Genomic DNA, 19,944 nt, shown 5'->3' on the forward strand with positions numbered 1-19,944 from the left:
TAGTCAAAAATAAGAGAAATTTCAGCTAATGGAACTTCTCTTATTTTAACTATAATTTATTAAACAAAACTGATCTAATTCCAAATTTTCTATTTACAGGGTATTAACTACAATCTAAAAAAATTTCCACTTGAGTAAGATACTGAGTCCACTTAGCAAAAAATTCATTTATTGCTTAATCTTGATAACCATTTGGATTGTTCTTTTGCCAATTCCAACTATCAGCAAGCATATCTTCCAATCCATATTGCGGTTGCCAACCAAGTTCAGCCACAGCACGTGCATTATTGGCAAAAGATGTTGCAACATCACCTGCACGACGAGGCGAAAACTCAAATGGAATATGAATTCCATTCACTTTTTCAAAGGTCTTGGCTATTTCCAAAACAGAACATCCATTGCCTGTGCCAATATTCCAAGCACGGCATCCTTGTGCATTTAAACGATTATTTAAAGCACATAAATGTGCATTGGCTAAATCGACCACATGAATATAATCACGTACGCCTGTTCCATCTATGGTGTCGTAGTCATTACCAAAAATAGACAATTTTTCACGGCGACCCACCGCCACTTGCGTGACATAAGGCATTAAATTATTCGGAATCCCTTGTGGGTCTTCACCCATTTGGCCACTTTTGTGCGCACCAACAGGATTAAAATAACGTAATAGTGCAATTGACCAACGCGTATCTGCTATGGAAAGTTTTTGTAATAATTGCTCAACAATCAGTTTGGTATAACCATAATTATTGGTTGGCATTCCCGTTGGCATGTCTTCATTTAACGGGGATACATTGGCTTCATCATAAACGGTCGCAGATGAACTAAACACCAACTTAAAGACCTGAGCACGCTCCATGGCTTTCACTAAGCTGATAGAGCCTGAAATATTATTGTCGAAATATTTCAACGGTTCTTGCTGACTCTCACCGACCGCTTTTAGACCTGCAAAATGGATTACGGCCTCAATGCGATGACTGTGAAAAATGTGATCTAAAATATGTTGATCGAGAATATCACCTTCAACGAAATCTAGTTTTTTAGCCGTAAGTGCTTGAACACGCGTTAATGATTCTTCTGAACTATTGGATAAATTATCGAGAACAACAACCTCATGCCCTGCATTTAAAAGTTCAATACAAGTATGTGAACCAATATAGCCTGCCCCACCTGTCACTAAAATTTTAGACATGATTTTTTCCCATTAAGATCTGAATTAAACCTTGTGTCGATGCATCTAATGACGATACATCGGTTTGTTCACCATTTAAAATAGGCAACAATTGATTGGCAATTTCTTTACCTTTTTCAACGCCCCATTGATCAAATGGATTGATGTTCCAAAGGACAGATTGTACAAATACTTTATGCTCATACATTGCAATCAACATGCCTAAACTATATGGGTTCAACTCTTGCAATAGAATTGTGCTACTGGGCTGATTACCTGCGTATTTTTGATACTCTGGTAAAGTTGAAACTTCGCTTGGGTCTAAAGCCTGATTGCCAAAAGCCAGTAAGCGCGATTGTGCCAAACAATTGGACAATGCCAAATGGTGTTGCTCAATCAAGGCATCGGCATTATCAACATAGGTAAATTGCTTTGCTTTATAACGATGTACAGGAGCAATAAAATCACTGCTCACCGACTGAGTTCCTTGATGGAGCAATTGATAAAACGCATGTTGTGCATTCGGTCCAACTTCCCCCCAAATAATCGGGCAAGTATCGAATTGAACTTTTTCACCATTACGTTGAATGGATTTGCCGTTGGATTCCATTTCAAGTTGCTGTAAGTAGGCAGCGAAATACTTTAATCGACCATCATATGGCAAGACAGCATGGGTTTGAATATCTAAAAAATTATTGTTCCAAGCACCTAACAAACCCATTAATACAGGGATATTTTTTGCAAAGGATGCTGTTTGAAAATGCTGGTCAATGGCCTGTGCACCCGCTAAAAACTGCTTAAAACCCTCTACGCCGACAGTTAAAGCAATAGGTAAACCAATACATGACCAAAGTGAATAACGCCCACCCACCCAATCCCACAGCAAGAACTGATTTTCAGGTGCAATACCCCAAGCGGTCATTTTTTCAGGTTTCGTCGAAACACCAATAAAATGATGTTTTAAAATTTTAGAATCCTGACCAAATGATTTTTCTAACCAAAGACGTGCCGTTTGGGCATTTGATAAAGTATCAATAGTACCAAAGGACTTGGATGAGATAATAAATAAGGTGGTTTCAGGACGCAGTTGATGTAACAAATCTGAAAGCTGACTACCATCAATGGTTGAAACAAAGTGTGTATTGAGTGGCTTCGATGTGGTTTTTTTAAAGTCAGATAAAGCATGACTGACCATCAATGGTCCTAAATCTGAGCCACCCACCCCAATATTGACCACATCTTGAATGGCTTCACCCGTTGCACCGCGGTATTGACCTGCATGAATTTTATTCACTAAAGCAAACATTCTGTCTAATTGCTGATGAACTTGCTCTGCAATTTTTGGATGTTGTTGATCATTTTTAGGTAGGCGTAAGGCCCAATGCATGGCTGCACGTTGTTCCGTACAGTTAATTTTTTCGCAAGAAAATAAGCGCTTAATCCATGGTGCTAAGTCTTGCGTATTGGCCCACTGCACTAAAGCTTGAATAATTTTTTCATCAACACGATGTTTACTAAAGTCAAAAACCAGAGGACCTAAGGTCACTGAGAATTTAAGAAATCGTTGTGGGTCTTCGGCAAATAATTCAGTTAAATGTTTAGCTTCAAATTGATTTTTTAAAGCCTTTAAACCATCTATCACTGTGCTTAAATTTTCTACAGAATAAGGCTGAATTTTTCCAATCATTAGCGCCCTACTCCCATATAAGCGAAACCTTGTGCCTTCACATAGCTCGGATCATAAATATTTCGCCCATCTAAAATTAGGGGATGCTTCATTATTTTGAGTAATTCAGCATAGTTCGGACTCCAATATTGTTTCCATGCCGTTAATAAGCATAAGACATCTGCATCTTGAGTCGCCTCATATTGCTCTGTGCAATAAATTAAATCTGGGCGCTGTCCATATGTTTTTTCTATTTCAGGCAAAGCTTGCGGATCATGTAGCTTAACCGTCACATTTTGTGCCCAAAGTGCTTTTAACATGGCATGAATTGGCGACTGTTGAATACGGGCGGTTTTTTCTTTAAATGAAGCCCCCCAAATTGCAACGATTTTTCCCGCTAAATTGCCATGGTAATAATTCCAAAGCTTACGAAATAAAAGCTCTTTTTGTTGCTCGTTAATCGCCCAAACTTGAGAAAGTAATTGGCTATTTGCACCCGCACCAAAAACAGTATTGGTCAGCGTTTGTATATCATGCGAGAAATTCTCTCCACCAAAACCCGCACCGGGGTACAAATACGATGCACCAATACGACTATCGGCTGCCATGCCCTGACGGACATGTTCAATATCAATCCCTAATTTTTCTGCAACCAAGGCTAAATCATTAATATAACTAATCCGCGTTGCCAACATACCGGACACACTCAATTTGGTGAACTCAGCATCCAAGACTGGCATAAACAAATATTGCTGCTCACGCGGAAATAATGGGCGTAGTAACTCTCTTATTTTGCTTTGATTTGAATCAGAAGCACAGCCGACGATCAATTGCTTGGTTTGAATCAAACTTTGCAGTGCATTGCCTTCTTGAATCATATCTGGCAAATAGACCCAATCATCTTCTGGCAAGATTTTTTCAAATTTTGCAGTGCCATGCAAACCTAAAGTTGAAGCATTGATCATCAATTTCGGATGAATAATCGGACGCTGTTTCAGTTGTTTTAAAATTTCAAGCGCTTGATTTTCTTCAGTCGGATTAAAACTAAACAAATAGGCATGGGTATCTAAATCAATATCTTCGAATGTACAGTATTTTAGAAAACCATTATTCTGCTGTTTATCAATCAGTTGTTTAACCGCTTCATCTTGTATATAAGCTTGTTCAAGCCTTGGTTTTTCAAGCAGTTCGCACCAAAAAACCTGATGACCACATTCGGCCAATAAAGCAGCCAATACACCTGAATAAAGAGTTTGTCCAAATACTGCAACCTTCATATATTCACCAACTTATAATGCAAGTTCTTTAATCAGCGCTTTAAAATCTTCACCCAAGTGTGGATGAGCTACCCCATAATGTAGCACGGCTTTTAAATAACCTAGCTTACTACCACAGTCAAAAGTTTGACCTTTCATACGATAAGCTTCAACTGTATCTGTCGTTTGCAACGCAGCAATCGCATCAGTCAGTTGAATTTCATTGCCCGCACCTTTGGGCGTTTGCTCAAGTAATTGCATAATTTTGGCAGGCAGTACATAACGCCCAACCACAGACAGGTTTGAAGGTGCAGTTCCTACAGCAGGCTTTTCCACAATCCCTTGCATGACGACACTTTGGCCTTCTGCTGGACTAGAAGCAACATCCACAATACCGTATTGGTCAACCAAGTGATCTGGCACAGCTTCAACCATAATTTGTGATGCTTGTGATGCGCTAAACCGTTTAATCATAAGACTAATATCATTTTCAGGGTCTGAATCTTTAACCAATACATCTGGAAGTAACACTGCAAATGGTGCATCACCCACAATATCTTTTGCACACAATACAGCATGGCCTAAACCAAGGGGTTGTGGTTGTCGCACACTGACAATACTGACGTGAGCGGGAACTATTTCTGTAATCAATTTTAATAAATCATATTTTTTTTTATTTTCTAAGGTCGTTTCTAGCTCAAAATTACGATCAAAATAATTTTCAATGGATGCTTTAGATGAATGTGTGACTAAAATGATCTGCTCAATACCCGCCGCTACAGCCTCTTTCACAACATACTCAATAGCAGGTCGGTCGACGACAGTGACCATTTCTTTGGGAATTGACTTACTTGCAGGCAAAAAGCGAGTACCTAGGCCCGCAACTGGAAGAATGGCTTTTTTGATCATCAAATTTCTACTATTAAGTTTAAATATTACATTAAGAAGTTTTTACTTCATCCGCTTTTTCTTTCGGATCATTGCCTTTAAATAAAGAAGGACCCACATGACCTGGGGCATTAATGCCTTCTCTTTTAGTCATGACACCTACCGTTTTCCACATGATTTTAAAGTCAACCCCAATATTATGATTGTCTACATACCATACATCGCATTTAAAACGTTCTTCATAGTCCAACTCATTACGACCACTCACTTGTGCTAAACCTGTCATGCCTGGGTGCACCTCTAAACGACGGGCTTGTTCAGGTGAATACAATTCGACGAACTCTTTGAGCATTGGCCGAGGACCTACAATACTCATATCCCCCTTAAGAACATTAATTAACTGTGGCATTTCATCTAAGCTAGTAGATCGTAACTTCTGACCAAATGGTGTAATGCGTTGTTCATCTGACAATGGTTCACCATTTTTATCCACCGCATTTTTCATAGATCTAAACTTAATCATTTTGAAAAGTTTGCCATCTTTACCTGGCCGCTCTTGTAGAAAAAAGATCGGAGAACCTAAATTTTTGCGGACTTTAAAGGTAACGAAACAAAAAATAGGTGAAAGTAAGATAAGAGCAATCAGCGAGATAACTATGTCAACAAGTCTTTTCATTACTAAAATTACCACTCTATTTATTCAGTTTTTTTCGAAGAAAAGTATTATAAATTTTACCTAATAGCGGACTCGGCATCAGCCTAAAAGCAGACCTTATTAAGAACAGAATATTAGCATGCATTGAGTTTTGAATTTTAAGTTCTTTTTTTAAATTTAGTAATTGTTTTTCACTTTTAATATATTCTAAACCTTTTCTACGAGCATGCATCCCATTGCCAACACGTGCATACAATACCACATCCTCTAAATTAGCAACTTTATAATCTGCACCTATTACACGCAACCACAAATTGTAATCTTCCATAAATAAATGATGTTTATACCCACCTAAATGCTCGATAATATCTTTTCTATAGGCCACCGTCATATGGTTAAAAGGACATCTTTTTTGTGCAAACTTCTTAATATCCCCGTAGTTCACTGGTACTGCCTTGAATACATTTGCATCTGAAATTTCTTGATCAAATTCTAAAATTTGACCACCAAACAAGACTATATCTGGATTTTGTTGTATAAATTTAATCTGCTTTTCAAAGCGATCAGGTGTACAAATATCATCCGTATCCATACGAAAAATCCAGTCATTTGAACAGTGCTTTAAACCTTCATTTAAAGCTTTGCCTAAGCCAACATTTACAGCTAAAGGTACAATCTTAAGTGAAGAACCAATTCTTTTTTGCCAAAAAATCAAGCTATCTTGTAAATCCTTTCCAATTGGCCCATCTACAACCAACACAATCTCATCTGGAGGAACTGTTTGTTCTTCCCAGACACTCTTCAAACAATCATTTAAGAAATTTTCATTTTCTTTAATGTACAATGACATAAGAATACTAATTTTCATAAAATACGCTCTTATATAAATTATAATAATTATCAGCCATTATTTCCTGAGTATAATTGAATAAGTATTTTTCATACGCATTTTTAGAAAATTCATCTGATTTTTCAGATAAATTAGTTATTGCACTGATAAGATTTTTAATGTTATTTGGTTGAAAATAAGCAACCTCTTTATCATTAAAAACATCTCTATTTACAGGAATGTCAGTACAGACTATTGCTTTATTTGCTGATGCAGCCTCAAGCAAAGCAATAGAAATACTTTCAGCATACGAAGTTTGTGAAAAAATATCAAAATACTCCAAATAAGCCATTGCATTACTTCTATAACCTAGGAAAAGGCACCTTTTAGAAACACCTAAATCTTCTGCTAATTTTTTTAAATACATTAGATAATCACCATCACCCACTAATATGAAGCAATAATTTGTAAGGCTAGGTAAAGCTTTTATTATCTGTTCATGACCTTTCCTCTTTATCACCCTAGTACATGTGCCAATACATATGTATTTTTCTTTCATTTCCTTAATCAGCAGTACATCATCATCATTAACACACTCTTTTATATTTAAATCCCTACCATTAGGTATATTAATAATATTTTTAACACTTAAACTATCTTTATAATACTTTTCAGCAGTATTCCCAATAGCTACAATAATATCTTTATTCCTCAAACCAAAAAACCAAATTTTTTCAATTAATTTAGATTTCATATAGGAGTTTGAAATCCTAAATTCTTCAAAAATAATATTATGCTGTGTCGAGATCAAAAAACATTTTATATTATGTAGCCTTGTATATAAATCTGGTCTAATCCCATGAGAATGCAATACATCATACTCTTCAAAATCATATTTTTTAAAAAAATCCATTTTTATACAATTAGCATTAAACTTTAAAATATCATCATTAGAATCATCAAAATAAAAAATATCGATCGAAACACCAGTCTTGCAAGACAATCTATCTACAATATCTTTAACAACTATAATCGGACCTAAATTCCTTAAAGATGGTAATAAAAATGCAATTTTCATAAACTAAGTACCTACTAACATATCTCTTGATGATGGAACCAAAACGGCAATCAAAGACAATACACAAAACAATATCAACCGTATTATCACCTTGTTATAATTTTTTATTCTTAAATCCTTTTCTAAAAAAAACAACAATGCAAATAAATTTATTAATAAAATAATCATACCCACCCTCTTACTTTGCCCACCAGCCATAATAATTATTGAAAATACATACAAGCCAATACTCAAAACAAAACTGTTAAGGAAAAAATTATCTTTATATTTTATTTTAAAATTATTTAAAAATAAATAAAATAGAAATAAAATAGAAATAGCCAACATATAGACTAGTGGATTAACATCACCCGTATCAGAACTAGACCGCCCCCCATCTCCAAAAAAATAAAATGCAACAACCAAAAAGACAAAACTCATAATCGTTAAAAGATACTTCTTTTTTTTCAGAAAAATATATGGAAGAAATAAAATAGCTGTATTATGCAGAAGAAATGCGATAAGCAGATAAAAATAACTTATTAGATCTTTTTTATCATACTCACTATTATTAAATATTGAAAATAGAATAAAATAAGTTGCTAAAAATTGTCTATACACATTCTGAAAACCCATAATTGATGGGAAAAAAAGAATAAAAACAATGAAAACATATTCTGGTAATTTATTTTTCTTACAAAACATACAGAAAAATAAGAAAAAAATCGTATCCAATATAAAATAAACATAAACTGGATTGTTTGAAATATTTTCATATATAAATTTACTAGAGAGCCAGTATAATGGCTCTCTTAAATAATAAGTATCATAATAATAATACCAATCCAAGTCTAATGTTGAAATATACGTAACAAAATCATTACTTAAACCATAACTTCTTAGTGCGAATGACCATATCAACAACAAGCAAAAAATTAAAAAATAATTAATATTTGGCTTAATCTTAAAACAGTACAACATACCAATTAAATAATATATAAAATAAATATATACAGGTTCAATCATTAAAAATTTCTCTTATCCTTAATGATTAAAACCATTTTTTCATTTTAAAAATATAATACTTACAAAACATCAAAAAATAAATAGAAAAAATAGCACCAGGCTTTTCTCTAAGAAAATCTAGCATCAATTTTACCGATTTTTTCTTATCAACCTGCCCCGTCCATGTAATATATATCCAACGTATTTTATTATAAGCCTTATCATATAATTTATAATTTCTATAATTATTCAATGTTTTTAAATTATTATCATAAATAAATTTTGCATTCTTAGTTGAATTATTTGAGTGTATTCTATACTTAGCTAATTTATCTGATAAACAATAAACTCTGCCTTCCTCGGCCATTTTAAGCCACATATACCAATCCTCTACCAATATCTTTTCATCAAACCCACCTATTTTTAGTAGTGTATTCATACGCAACATCTGTGTCGGAGCAAAAAAAGCACATTCATTAAGAAATATTTTATCAAATACATATTCCTTTTCTTTTAAGGAGTTTTGAGATTTTATATTATTGTTTTCATCAATATAATCTGCACTTCCAAATAAAGCCACTGTATCTAAGTTTTTTTCCAAAAAATCAACTTGTATAGCTGTCTTTTTTTCAAGCATAAGATCATCAGATGCAATAATTGAAAAATAATCTCCCTTACACCACTGTATAGCTTCATTCAATGTTGCACTTAGACCTTTATTAGGACGGCATCTAAATTCAAAACGAGTAAAGCGCTTTTCACACTTCGGAATCATTTGACTAATTTTTTCTACCGAATTATCTTTAGAACCATCATCTATAATAATGAGTTCAATATTTTCATACGTCTGATCAATAACACTCTGAATGCAATCTTGAACAAAATGCTCATGGTTATAACATGGTATAACCACAGATACCAAAGGCTGATTATTCTTTTCCAAAACGACTCTCTCGATCTTTTAATACTGCAAATACAAAATAACCCATAACGCTCCAGTACAATGCATAATTGACTACATGCGCAATAGAAACACCTTTAAAACCAAAAACTTGTGTAAATATATAGGTTAAAACTATAGAGCTACAGGCAAAAATTATTTCTGTACTAATAAACAGTTTCGTCATTGCTTTACCCAACATCAGGTAAGCTAAAATCCAGCTGCCTATTTTGAGTGAATCACCAATCATTTGCCACAGAAACAATTCTCTCATTGGTAAAAAGGCAGAACTGAAAAGTAATGGAATAATCCAATCTTTCAGCAAGTATACAGCCACTCCTCCAGCCACAGCCAAAGGAAAAATAAATTTATAGCCCAAATAAACTTCAGCTTTTATTGCCTGAATATTTGAAAGCTCGGATAACCTTGGTAAGTAATATACACTTAAGGTGGTCGTCACCAACATCAAATATGCAGCACTTAAGCGAATCATCGCTTCCCAATAACCAGCATATGCAACATTATATTCATGAACCAAATAGCTACGAATAACCATTTGAGATAAGGGTACACAAATGGCACTCACTAAGGCCATGGCAGCAAATGCCAGAAATTTTTTTGCAATATCTGAATCAATTTTTCCAATAAAATAGGAAAAATTGAACCACTCTGACCTATAACATAAATATAAGGTGACAATAAAGTTTAAGGACTGATAAATACATAACGCAACTAGTGCACCATACAGTCCTAACTTAACTGCAAGGAATCCAGTGATAAATAGAGAAAATAAACTGCCTGCAATATTTGCAAAAACTAGTTTTAGTATTTCTTTTTTACCATTTAAAATGGCTAGCAAAAGGGCATTCAAATTAAAGAAAATAAGAAATACTGCAAACCAAATTAAAACTGAACCATAATCTTCAGTTTTAAATATCCAAAATGATAATTGCTGATGAAAGATTAAAACCAGAAAAGTAAAAATAAAGCTAAAAATTGAAACAATACTTCCAGCTGTTTGCCAAACCGTTTTTTGCTTTTTTTCATCGTCATAATATTCAGCTGTGTACTTGACCACTGCTGTATTTACCGCACTTCCAGCAAAGGTTGTTACCATTTGAATAAAATTTTGGAATTGACCAATAGCGGCGTAGCCAGCAGGCCCGACGTATACTGCTAGTATTTTATTCAATAAAAACATAGTGGCTGTTTTGATTAAAACAGCCACTCCATTTAGTACACTGGTTTTAAGTAAATTCATTTTAGACTTTAAAACAATTACAAAGCTGAATTACTTTTTTAACATCTTCCAAACTCATAGTAGGGCCGATAGGCAAGCTCATTACTTCATCATGAATTTTCTCTGAGATCGGATAATTCAAATCATTCCATTCTTTATATGCTTGCTGTTTATGTGGAGGAATTGGGTAATGGATTAACGTTTGTACGCCGTTTTCTGATAAATATTGCTGTAATTCTTCCCGATTTTTTGAACGAATGACAAATAAATGCCAAACGTGTTGGTCATATTGAGAAGCATCTATATCTGACAAAGGCAAGATCAATTCAGAATTTTTAATCCCTTCGAGATACATTTTTGCAATTGTACGACGATGGTTAACTTCAACATCTAAATGTTTTAATTTGACATCAAGCATTGCCGCTTGGATTTCATCTAATCGACTATTTACACCCACGAATAAGTTCTTATATTTCTCGTGTGAACCGTAGTTGCGTAAGGCCTTTAACATCTGTGCTAGCTCAGCATCATTCGTCGTAATCGCCCCCGCATCTCCTAGTGCACCTAGATTTTTGCCTGGATAAAAGCTAAAACCTGAAGCATCTCCCCAGTTACCCGCTTTTTTATAGTCTATTTGTGCACCATGACTTTGCGCCGAATCTTCTAAAACCAATAAATTATGTTTTTTTGCAAGGCGCATAATCTCTGACATTGCAGCCAATTGACCATATAAATGAACAGGTAAAATGACTTTTGTTTTAGGAGTAATTGCTGCTTCAATCTTTTTTGGATCAAGATTATAAGTATTAATATCCGGCTCAACTAAAACTGGCGTTAAGTTATTTGCTGTAATCGCTAAGATACTGGCAATATAGGTATTTGAAGGAACAATAACTTCATCACCATCTTGAAGCTTACCTAACTCTTTCCAAGCACGTAAGGTTAAAATTAATGCATCCAAACCATTGGCCACACCAATTGCAAACTTGACCCCACAATAATTTGCAAAATTTTGTTCAAATTGCTCTAACTCATTACCACCAATATACCAACCCGAATCAATAACTCTTGTACAGGAAGCAATCAACTCTTCACGATACTGCTGATTGATATTTTTTAAATCTAAAAAGGGAATCATTCTTATATATAACCTTTAATGATTGCAGGATTGCCTACCACTATTGCATTTGCTGGGACATCTTTCGTCACCACAGCACCAGCACCAATCAGTGCATTTTGGCCAATACGGATTCCAGGTAAAATGGTGGCATTGGCCCCAATGCTTGCCCCCTGCTCAACAACCGTTTGAGGAAATTCTTCTGGATACTGTTTTGAACGGGGGTTTTTATCATTTGTAAACGTAACAGATGGGCCAATAAAGACGTTATCTTCTAATGTGATTCCATCCCATACATAAACGCCTGATTTTATGGTGACATTGTTGCCAATGATGACATCATTTTCAATGAGTGTATGCGCACAAATATTACAATTTTCACCAATTATGGCACGCTGTAAAATGACACTAAATTGCCAAACTTTGGTTTTCTGTCCAATTTTTTGGGATTTCACGTCTGATAAAGGATGAATAAAAGGCTTATGTACTTCTTTTAAAAATTCTTGATAATCACGAATATAATCAGATTCAGTAAAATGCTCACTTGCCAAAACAAGTAGAACACAGTCCTCCGAAAAATCATGCATTTCCCGCCAAATCAAACCTTCAATAAGCAAGCCCTGAGCAGGCGAATTTAATACAATTTCTTCCTTTTGATGACCATCATCTAAAATAAAGCGACAGCTCCCTTTTAAACAAATGGCCACTTGTTTTAAATTAAGATGTGCGTGAAAACCACGAGGCTTATCGACTGTATTAAAAATATAATATAAACGCTTAACGTCAAAGGGAATGGACTGATTGGACTCAATAGCCACTAACCCACCACGGTCATCACCAAAGTTCGGCAGATCAATTAACTTTACTAAACTCATTTTATTCACTTACCAATGAGATTAAATATTGGCCATAGTCATTCTTACTCATGCTCTGCCCAATGGATAAAACTTGTTCTTTGCTTAACCACCCATGACTAAGAGCAATTTCCTCTAGACACGCTACTTTATAGCCTTGGCGTTTCTCTAAGGTTTCTACAAATTGCGCCGCTTCGAGCAAACTTGCATGTGTCCCTGTATCAAGCCATGCAAAACCTCGCCCAAGAAGCTCTACATTTAAATCACCACGCTCCAAATACATTTGGTTCACTGTAGTAATTTCTAATTCTCCGCGTTCAGAAGGCTCAACTTGTTTGGCAATTTGAATCACTTGATTGTCATAGAAGTACAGCCCCGTTACCGCAAAATGAGACTTCGGATACTGAGGCTTTTCTTCTAGGGAAATTGCTCGTTTCTGCTCGTCAAACTCAACTACACCAAAACGTTCAGGATCTTTAACTTGATAACCAAAGACTGTTGCGCCTTTTGCACGAGCAACGGCTTGTTTTAACATTGGTGTAAATCCTTGACCATAAAAAATATTATCGCCTAACACCAAACACACATTACTATTACCAATGAACTCTTCGCCGATAATAAACGCTTGTGCCAAACCATCTGGACTTGGTTGAATGGCATATTGGAGACGAACACCAAATTGTGAACCATCACCCAGTAAACGTTCAAAACTCTCTTTATCTTCTGGTGTTGTAATAATGAGTACATCCTGAATTCCTGCCAACATGAGGACAGAAAGTGGATAATAAATCATCGGCTTATCATAAATAGGTAAAAGTTGCTTTGAAACACCTTTTGTAATTGGATACAAACGTGTACCCGAGCCACCCGCCAGAATAATACCCTTTGTTGTTATTACCATTATGCGTTTACACCTAATCGTTCACGTTGATAACTACCATCTTGGACTCGACGGCACCAATCTAAATTATTTAAATACCATTCAACAGTTTTTCGTATACCTGTTTCAAATGTTTCTTGTGGCATCCAACCCAGTTCTTTTTCAATTTTTACCGCATCAATCGCATAACGCAAATCGTGCCCAGGTCGATCTTTCACAAACGTAATCAGCGCTTCATATTTCTGTCCATTAGACTGAGGCTTTAGTTCATCCAAGATCTTACAAATTGTTTTTACGACCTCAATATTTTGTTTTTCGTTATGTCCACCAATATTATAAGTTTCCCCAACAATACCTTCTGTGACAACCTGATATAAAGCACGCGCATGATCTTCAACAAATAACCAATCACGGATTTGATCACCTTTGCCGTAAATTGGTAAAGGTTTCGTATCTAGGGCATTGAGAACAACCAAAGGAATCAATTTCTCGGGGAAATGATATGGACCATAATTATTTGAACAATTCGTCACAATCGTGGGCAGGCCATAAGTACGCTGCCATGCACGAACCAAATGATCTGAACTGGCTTTACTTGCAGAATATGGTGAACTTGGTGCATAGGGCGTTGTTTCAGTAAATAAATCCGTGGTTCCCTCTAAATCACCATACACTTCATCGGTCGAAATATGATGGAAGCGAAAAGCTTCTTTTGCTTCTAAGGTTAGACTTAACCAATATTTTCGTGCGGCTTCCAATAAGCTATAAGTGCCCACAATATTAGTCTGAATAAATGCAGCAGGACCATCAATAGAGCGGTCAACATGCGATTCAGCGGCCAAATGCATGACTGCATCTGGTTGAAATTCATGAAATAGTTTTTCTAGTTCGACTTGATCACAAATATCTATTTGGGAAAATTGGTAACGTTCATTATTATCAATCGATGTTAATGATTCTAAATTTCCAGCATAAGTTAATTTATCTACATTAAGTACTTGGTGTTGTGTATTCTGAATAATATGTCGTATTACTGCTGAACCAATAAAACCAGCTCCACCTGTTACCAATAATTTCATCTTGTCCTGCTTCTAGTTTAAGTTAATTGATAGCAAAATAATTTTAAGTAGCTATAAATATAAGTAATAAGATGTATCTGTATACTAAAAAGATTTTAATATTTTACTCAAAACATATAATTGTATAAGTAATATAATAGAACATTTTTGATTTTATCAAACTTGCATTAATAAATGGTATCAATGATTGTTTAATTTTTCAGCTTTGTAACCCTCAACATAATTTTGTAAAATATTTTTAATTTTCACGTGATTATCACCTTCTTCAGATAGATCTGACAACTCTATAAACACGCTACGTATTTGATCAAAAAGATAAAAGTTTTCGTACGATTTTAAAATCCGCTCATGATCTGTTTTTTCTATATTTTCAGCTTCAATGAGTAATTCCTCATACAATTTTTCACCTGATCGAAGTCCCGTAAATTGAATGGCAATATCTCCCAAACCATTCTCATCCATTGATTTATAACCACTTAAACGAATCATTTGTTTGGCTAGATCTACAATTTTTACTGGCTCGCCCATATCCAACAAAAACACATCCCCCCCCGTACCCATCGCACCAGCCTGAATCACCAACTGCGCCGCCTCTGGTATCGTCATAAAATAACGAGTTACGTCAGGGTGCGTCACAGTAACAGGCCCACCTTGGGCAATTTGCTTTTTAAACAAAGGAACAACAGAACCCGAAGAACCCAATACATTGCCAAAACGCACAATACTAATTTGTGTTTTCGGATTCGTTGAAGCTAAACCTTGACAATACAACTCTGCCATACGTTTAGACGCGCCCATCACATTGGTTGGACGCACTGCTTTATCTGTCGAAATTAAAACAAAGGTTTCCACACCCTGCTTCACCGCAGCATCTACACTGCGTGCTGTCCCAATAGATGTATTATAAATTCCCTCAAAAGGATTCGCTTCAACCAATGGCACATGCTTATAAGCAGCCGCATGGTAAACCGTTTGCACAGCATATTGTTGCAATATACGTTCCAATTTAGCCTGATTAGTTACCGAACCTAAAACTGCAATAATTGATATATTCGTATTTTGTAATTCACGATCAATTGAATACAACGCAAATTCGGACATCTCAAAAAGCACAAGGCATTTCGGCTGATGCTTGACAATCTGGCGACAAAGCTCCGAACCAATTGACCCCCCTGCCCCTGTCACCATTACCACTTTATTTTTAATATTTTTTTCTAAAAGCTCGGGCTTTGGTGGTACAGGATCACGACCCAGTAAATCAATAATATCAACCTCACGAATATCTGAAACTTTCACCCGGCCATCGACCAATTGAGTCACACCCGGCAATTCCATAATTTTGACATCAGCAGAGTCAAAAGATTCTATGATTTCTTTTTTACGTGCACGCCCAACAGATGGCATCGCCAATAAAATTTCTTCAATTGCAAACTTCCCCAGTTTTTTCGTAGCACGTTGGGTTGAGTAAATTTTTAATCCACTTAAAGATTGGCCTTGTAATGATTTTTTATCGTCAATAAAACACACAGGCAAATAATCATCTGAATGGTTTAAAGCAGCAGCAATTTGCTGTCCTGCTAGGCCTGCACCATAAATTGCCACACGTTTACGCACGTGTTTTTTAGCGAACGTTTTAAGGGTTGCGTAACGAATCACCGCACGACTCCACCACATCCATGAAAACAATAAAAAACCATACATGAGCGGAATACTCATGGGTATAAAGGCTAAATTTAATTTTTTTATGGCATATAAAATAACAATTTGAATAAAAGTGGCAATCGAGATACGTAGTAAATAATCTTCATTAAATGAACGAACAATTGCGCGATAAATGCCAAGTAAAGCAAAAATTGCAATCCCGACGATACCCACATAGATATACCATGCATCAAGCCCTTGCATCACTTGCACATTTGGGCGAGCCAAACGGACCGCATAAGCGAGCCACATCATCAGTGGCAAGATACAAAGATCTATCAACACCAAAACAATTTGTTTTTGGCGACGCGGTAATGATGCTATAGATCGAATAATGTCTTTCACAACGTGCTCGAATAGGGTCAAATGACGTGAGGTAGAGCGCATGATTATACGCTCTTTTGCGGTTTAGATTTTTGCGATGACTTGTGCAATCGTATCAACCGTTTTTTGCACACTTTGCTCTGACAAAGTTGGATGTACCAAGAACATTAAACTGCTTAAACCTAAGGCTTGAGCATTGGCTAAACACTCAATCGGGCGCCACGGTGTTTGATCAAACGCTTTTTCTAAATAAACTTCTGAACATGAGCCACTAAAACAGGGTACGCCTAAAGCATTAATTTCTGCCATGATACGGTCCCGTGACCAAGTTTCAGGCAAGGCTTTAATATTCACTTGTACATAGCATTTATAGGCAGCATGTACATCATCATCAGATGGTTTTGACACTGTAAAATAAGGGTTATTTTCAAAGATAGCTTGAATACGTGCCATATTGGCATTACGATTTTCAGTCCATTCAGGCATTTTCTTTAATTGCAGACGACCAATCACTGCTTGCATTTCCATCATGCGCCAATTGGTGCCAAAAGAATCATGTAACCAACGGAACCCCGGCGGGTGCTGTGTGTTATACACACTGTCATAGTTTTTACCATGGTCCTTATACGACCACATTTTTTTCCAAAGGGATTCATCATTGGTCGTGACCATACCGCCTTCACCGCCTGTGGTCATAATTTTGTCTTGGCAAAATGACCATGCACCAATATGACCAATCGAACCTGCTGATTTGCCTTTATATAAAGCACCATGCGCTTGAGCACAGTCTTCAATCACGAAAATACCCTTTTCTTCAGCCAATTGCATGATTGGATCCATATCACACATCCAACCTGCCAAATGCACACAAATAATCGCTTTGGTATTGGGTGTAATCACCGCTTCAATAGTACGGCGTGAAATATTTTGTGAATCCAGTTCGACATCGGCAAAAATCGGATTGGCACCAGCGGTTACGATAGAACTTGCTGACGCCAAGAAAGTGCGTGAAGTAACAATCACATCATCCCCTGCCCCAATACCCAATGCTTTTAAGGCTAAATCTAATGCCACTGTGCCATTTGCAACAGCCACCGCATATTGAGTACCTGCAAACTGTGCGAATTCCTTTTCAAATTCACGGCATTCTTGACCTGTCCAATAATTCACTTTATTTGACAATAGAACCTTTGAAACTGCGTCCGCTTCAGTTTGCGTAAAACTTGGCCACGGTTCAAATGCAGTGTTTAACATGGAATTTTCCTAGTTGAAATATCTATTTAGACTTGAGAATACGGGCTGGATTACCCACAACAGTCACACCTGCGGGCACGCTTTTTGTAACCACAGCACCCATTCCCACTATAGCACCACGACCGATTACTACAGGCCGATCTGGTGTGCCCTGCTTAATGACAGCGCCTGCACCAATATAAGCATGGTCTTCAATATGAATATTACCGTTGCATTTTACACCTGGTGCGAAGGTCACAAAGTCCCCAATAATACAATCATGCTCGACATAACTATATAAATTGGCATGAAAGCATTTACCAATTTTGATATTAGAGGTAATGGTGACAAATGGACTTAAAGCCGAACCTTCAGCAATTTCAATCTGATCCATAAGCACAACATTGTCTGCATAAATTGACCAAAGTGTAATGCCATCTTGCGCTAAACGATGGGCAATTTTTTCACGCACATGACTGTGAGCGATGGCGATTTGTACAGACTTTACAGCAGCAGATTCATTTAAAAAATCAGCATAGTTCATGGCACGATGACCATTGATCGCACCAATTTCCGTGAAGGCATCATCAATAAAAACTACTTCAGATGAATCCTGTTCACGTGCCAATTGTTGACGCGCCACAGGCATCAAACTGCGCCCACAGCCTGAAGCACCATAGATCGCATACAGTTTAGTCATGTTGACTGCCTGTAAATTTAGTCATGGTCGCTTCGCCTTCTGCGCTGATATCCTCTTTGGCCAACACTTTTTTGACGGTTTTAAGCATAATTTTAAAATCCAGCCAAAGTGATTGATTTTCAACATACCATGTGTCGAGTTTAAACTTTTCTTCCCAAGAAATGGCATTGCGCCCATTCACTTGCGCATGCCCTGTCATACCTGGGCGCACGTTATGTCGTTTTGCTTGTTCTGCATTATATAAGGGTAAATATTCAGTCAATAATGGGCGCGGGCCAACAATGCTCATCTCGCCTTTAATCACATTCCACAACTCTGGCATTTCATCCAAACTACTCGAACGAAGCATTTTGCCAAATGGAGTTAAGCGCTCACTGTCTGGCAAAGGATTCCCCTGCACATCTACAGCATCTTTCATACTACGAAATTTAATCATTTCAAATGGTTGACCGTACAAGCCTGGACGTACCTGACGAAACAAGACTGGTGAACCCAGATTTTTCCGCACTTTATACGCCACGAAAGCATACACGGGAGACAAAATCACCAGTGCAGTCGAGGCAATCGCAATATCCAGTACACGCTTTAACATTTATTTACTCATCGAATTCATTTGAAAATTGTTTTTAGATTATTCGGCTTTATGATAAATGCGTTTGAAAATGCCAAATAAAATAAATATGTTGATCTGTTCAGTCGTTTGACGACCAAGCTGAGCCTCACAGCGCTACCATTTCGAAGCATTAGAGATCCATCCAGCGTCTATTGACCAAACTTCCTGCGCTATTCAGATGTAATACTTTGGCGTAATTTCCAGCAGCAGTTGCACACTCTGGAATATCTTTGGTCACCACACTACCTGCACCAATGGTCGCATTACTACCTATTTTAACATTTCCGATAATACAGACATTCGGGCCAATATAGACATTATCGCCAATTTCTGCAGCTTTTCGTCCCTGATTCGCACCAATGGTCGTAAATTGAGATAAATTTACATTATGACCAATCACCACTGAAGGATTCACCACCAATGGGCCACCATGGCCAATATATAAGCCATAGCCAATTTGGGTAGACGGATGAATATCAATCCCGTATTTTTTTTTCTTATAATAATAAATAGGATACGCAAATTTAGACAGCAGTGATGTTGTGCTTGCTAAACGTAGCCAAAAAGAAAAATTAAAGCCACGATTAAAAAAATAATTTTTCAAAAATAATTTAAACGTCAGGCTTCCTGTATAACGATATAAATCACTTTTTATATATTTTAAAGTCATACAACTGCCCCTGAAGAGTTAATCCTCTTATTTTAAAACATAATGCGAGATGAGCAGAATCAA

At 36.4% G+C, this 19,944-nt stretch carries 19 protein-coding genes; all 19 read right to left on the reverse strand.

All coding sequences use genetic code 11. The features are described 5' to 3' along the window. Window positions 1-175: 175 nt before the first annotated feature. Complete coding sequence (gene galE / locus BBP83_RS01970) at window positions 176-1,195, reverse strand: UDP-glucose 4-epimerase GalE (protein ID WP_068885729.1); 1,020 nt, start codon at window positions 1,193-1,195, stop codon at window positions 176-178. After that, a complete protein-coding gene (gene pgi, locus BBP83_RS01975; protein ID WP_068885730.1) occupies window positions 1,188-2,861 on the reverse strand; it encodes a glucose-6-phosphate isomerase in 1,674 nt (557 codons plus the stop codon). Before pgi ends, galE begins: the two co-directional genes overlap by 8 nt. Further along, window positions 2,861-4,117 carry a nucleotide sugar dehydrogenase gene (locus BBP83_RS01980; RefSeq protein ID WP_068885731.1) on the reverse strand — a complete coding sequence of 419 codons (1,257 nt, stop codon included), beginning with the start codon at window positions 4,115-4,117 and terminating at the stop codon, window positions 2,861-2,863. The genes pgi and BBP83_RS01980 overlap by 1 nt, the downstream gene beginning before the upstream one ends. Before the next feature lie 12 nt (window positions 4,118-4,129). Beyond that, window positions 4,130-5,005, reverse strand: a complete 876-nt coding sequence (galU, locus tag BBP83_RS01985) for a UTP--glucose-1-phosphate uridylyltransferase GalU (RefSeq protein WP_068885732.1) — start codon at window positions 5,003-5,005, stop codon at window positions 4,130-4,132. A gap of 31 nt (window positions 5,006-5,036) precedes the next feature. Further along, a complete protein-coding gene (locus BBP83_RS01990; protein WP_068885733.1) occupies window positions 5,037-5,660 on the reverse strand; it encodes a sugar transferase in 624 nt (207 codons plus the stop codon). 16 nt (window positions 5,661-5,676) lie between these two features. Beyond that, window positions 5,677-6,507 carry a glycosyltransferase gene (locus BBP83_RS01995; RefSeq protein WP_068885734.1) on the reverse strand — a complete coding sequence of 277 codons (831 nt, stop codon included), beginning with the start codon at window positions 6,505-6,507 and terminating at the stop codon, window positions 5,677-5,679. Beyond that, on the reverse strand, window positions 6,497-7,546 hold the full coding sequence (locus BBP83_RS02000; RefSeq protein ID WP_068885735.1) for a glycosyltransferase family 4 protein: 1,050 nt from the start codon (window positions 7,544-7,546) through the stop codon (window positions 6,497-6,499). Before BBP83_RS02000 ends, BBP83_RS01995 begins: the two co-directional genes overlap by 11 nt. Before the next feature lie 3 nt (window positions 7,547-7,549). Further along, window positions 7,550-8,551, reverse strand: a complete 1,002-nt coding sequence (locus BBP83_RS02005) for an EpsG family protein (RefSeq protein ID WP_068885736.1) — start codon at window positions 8,549-8,551, stop codon at window positions 7,550-7,552. A gap of 25 nt (window positions 8,552-8,576) precedes the next feature. Then, the gene (locus tag BBP83_RS02010) at window positions 8,577-9,473 is read right to left on the reverse strand and encodes a glycosyltransferase (RefSeq protein WP_068885737.1); all 897 of its coding nucleotides are present in this window, start codon (window positions 9,471-9,473) and stop codon (window positions 8,577-8,579) included. Next, a complete protein-coding gene (locus BBP83_RS02015) occupies window positions 9,460-10,731 on the reverse strand; it encodes an O-antigen translocase (RefSeq protein WP_068885738.1) in 1,272 nt (423 codons plus the stop codon). The genes BBP83_RS02010 and BBP83_RS02015 overlap by 14 nt, the downstream gene beginning before the upstream one ends. Before the next feature lies 1 nt (window position 10,732). After that, entirely contained in the window at window positions 10,733-11,848 is a 1,116-nt protein-coding gene (locus BBP83_RS02020) for a DegT/DnrJ/EryC1/StrS family aminotransferase (RefSeq protein ID WP_068885739.1), read from the reverse strand. Between the two features lie 2 nt (window positions 11,849-11,850). Next, on the reverse strand, window positions 11,851-12,702 hold the full coding sequence (locus BBP83_RS14895; protein ID WP_078055376.1) for a WxcM-like domain-containing protein: 852 nt from the start codon (window positions 12,700-12,702) through the stop codon (window positions 11,851-11,853). A gap of 1 nt (window position 12,703) precedes the next feature. Continuing rightward, complete coding sequence (gene rfbA / locus BBP83_RS02030) at window positions 12,704-13,582, reverse strand: glucose-1-phosphate thymidylyltransferase RfbA (RefSeq protein WP_068885740.1); 879 nt, start codon at window positions 13,580-13,582, stop codon at window positions 12,704-12,706. Continuing rightward, window positions 13,582-14,640, reverse strand: a complete 1,059-nt coding sequence (rfbB, locus tag BBP83_RS02035; RefSeq protein ID WP_068885741.1) for a dTDP-glucose 4,6-dehydratase — start codon at window positions 14,638-14,640, stop codon at window positions 13,582-13,584. The genes rfbA and rfbB overlap by 1 nt, the downstream gene beginning before the upstream one ends. A 180-nt stretch (window positions 14,641-14,820) precedes the next feature. Then, complete coding sequence (locus BBP83_RS02040) at window positions 14,821-16,686, reverse strand: polysaccharide biosynthesis protein (protein ID WP_068885955.1); 1,866 nt, start codon at window positions 16,684-16,686, stop codon at window positions 14,821-14,823. A 63-nt stretch (window positions 16,687-16,749) separates the two neighbouring features. After that, window positions 16,750-17,919 (reverse strand): DegT/DnrJ/EryC1/StrS family aminotransferase, encoded by a 1,170-nt coding sequence (locus tag BBP83_RS02045; RefSeq protein ID WP_068885742.1) that lies wholly within the window; start codon window positions 17,917-17,919, stop codon window positions 16,750-16,752. A gap of 22 nt (window positions 17,920-17,941) precedes the next feature. Beyond that, on the reverse strand, window positions 17,942-18,598 hold the full coding sequence (locus BBP83_RS02050) for a NeuD/PglB/VioB family sugar acetyltransferase (protein ID WP_068885743.1): 657 nt from the start codon (window positions 18,596-18,598) through the stop codon (window positions 17,942-17,944). After that, the gene (locus BBP83_RS02055) at window positions 18,591-19,190 is read right to left on the reverse strand and encodes a sugar transferase (RefSeq protein WP_068885744.1); all 600 of its coding nucleotides are present in this window, start codon (window positions 19,188-19,190) and stop codon (window positions 18,591-18,593) included. Before BBP83_RS02055 ends, BBP83_RS02050 begins: the two co-directional genes overlap by 8 nt. Window positions 19,191-19,341: 151 nt before the next feature. Then, window positions 19,342-19,881, reverse strand: a complete 540-nt coding sequence (locus tag BBP83_RS02060; RefSeq protein WP_068885745.1) for a serine acetyltransferase — start codon at window positions 19,879-19,881, stop codon at window positions 19,342-19,344. Window positions 19,882-19,944: the final 63 nt, after the last annotated feature.

This window comes from Acinetobacter celticus, from assembly GCF_001707755.1.
In the GTDB taxonomy this organism is placed as follows: Bacteria; Pseudomonadota; Gammaproteobacteria; order Pseudomonadales; family Moraxellaceae; genus Acinetobacter; species Acinetobacter celticus.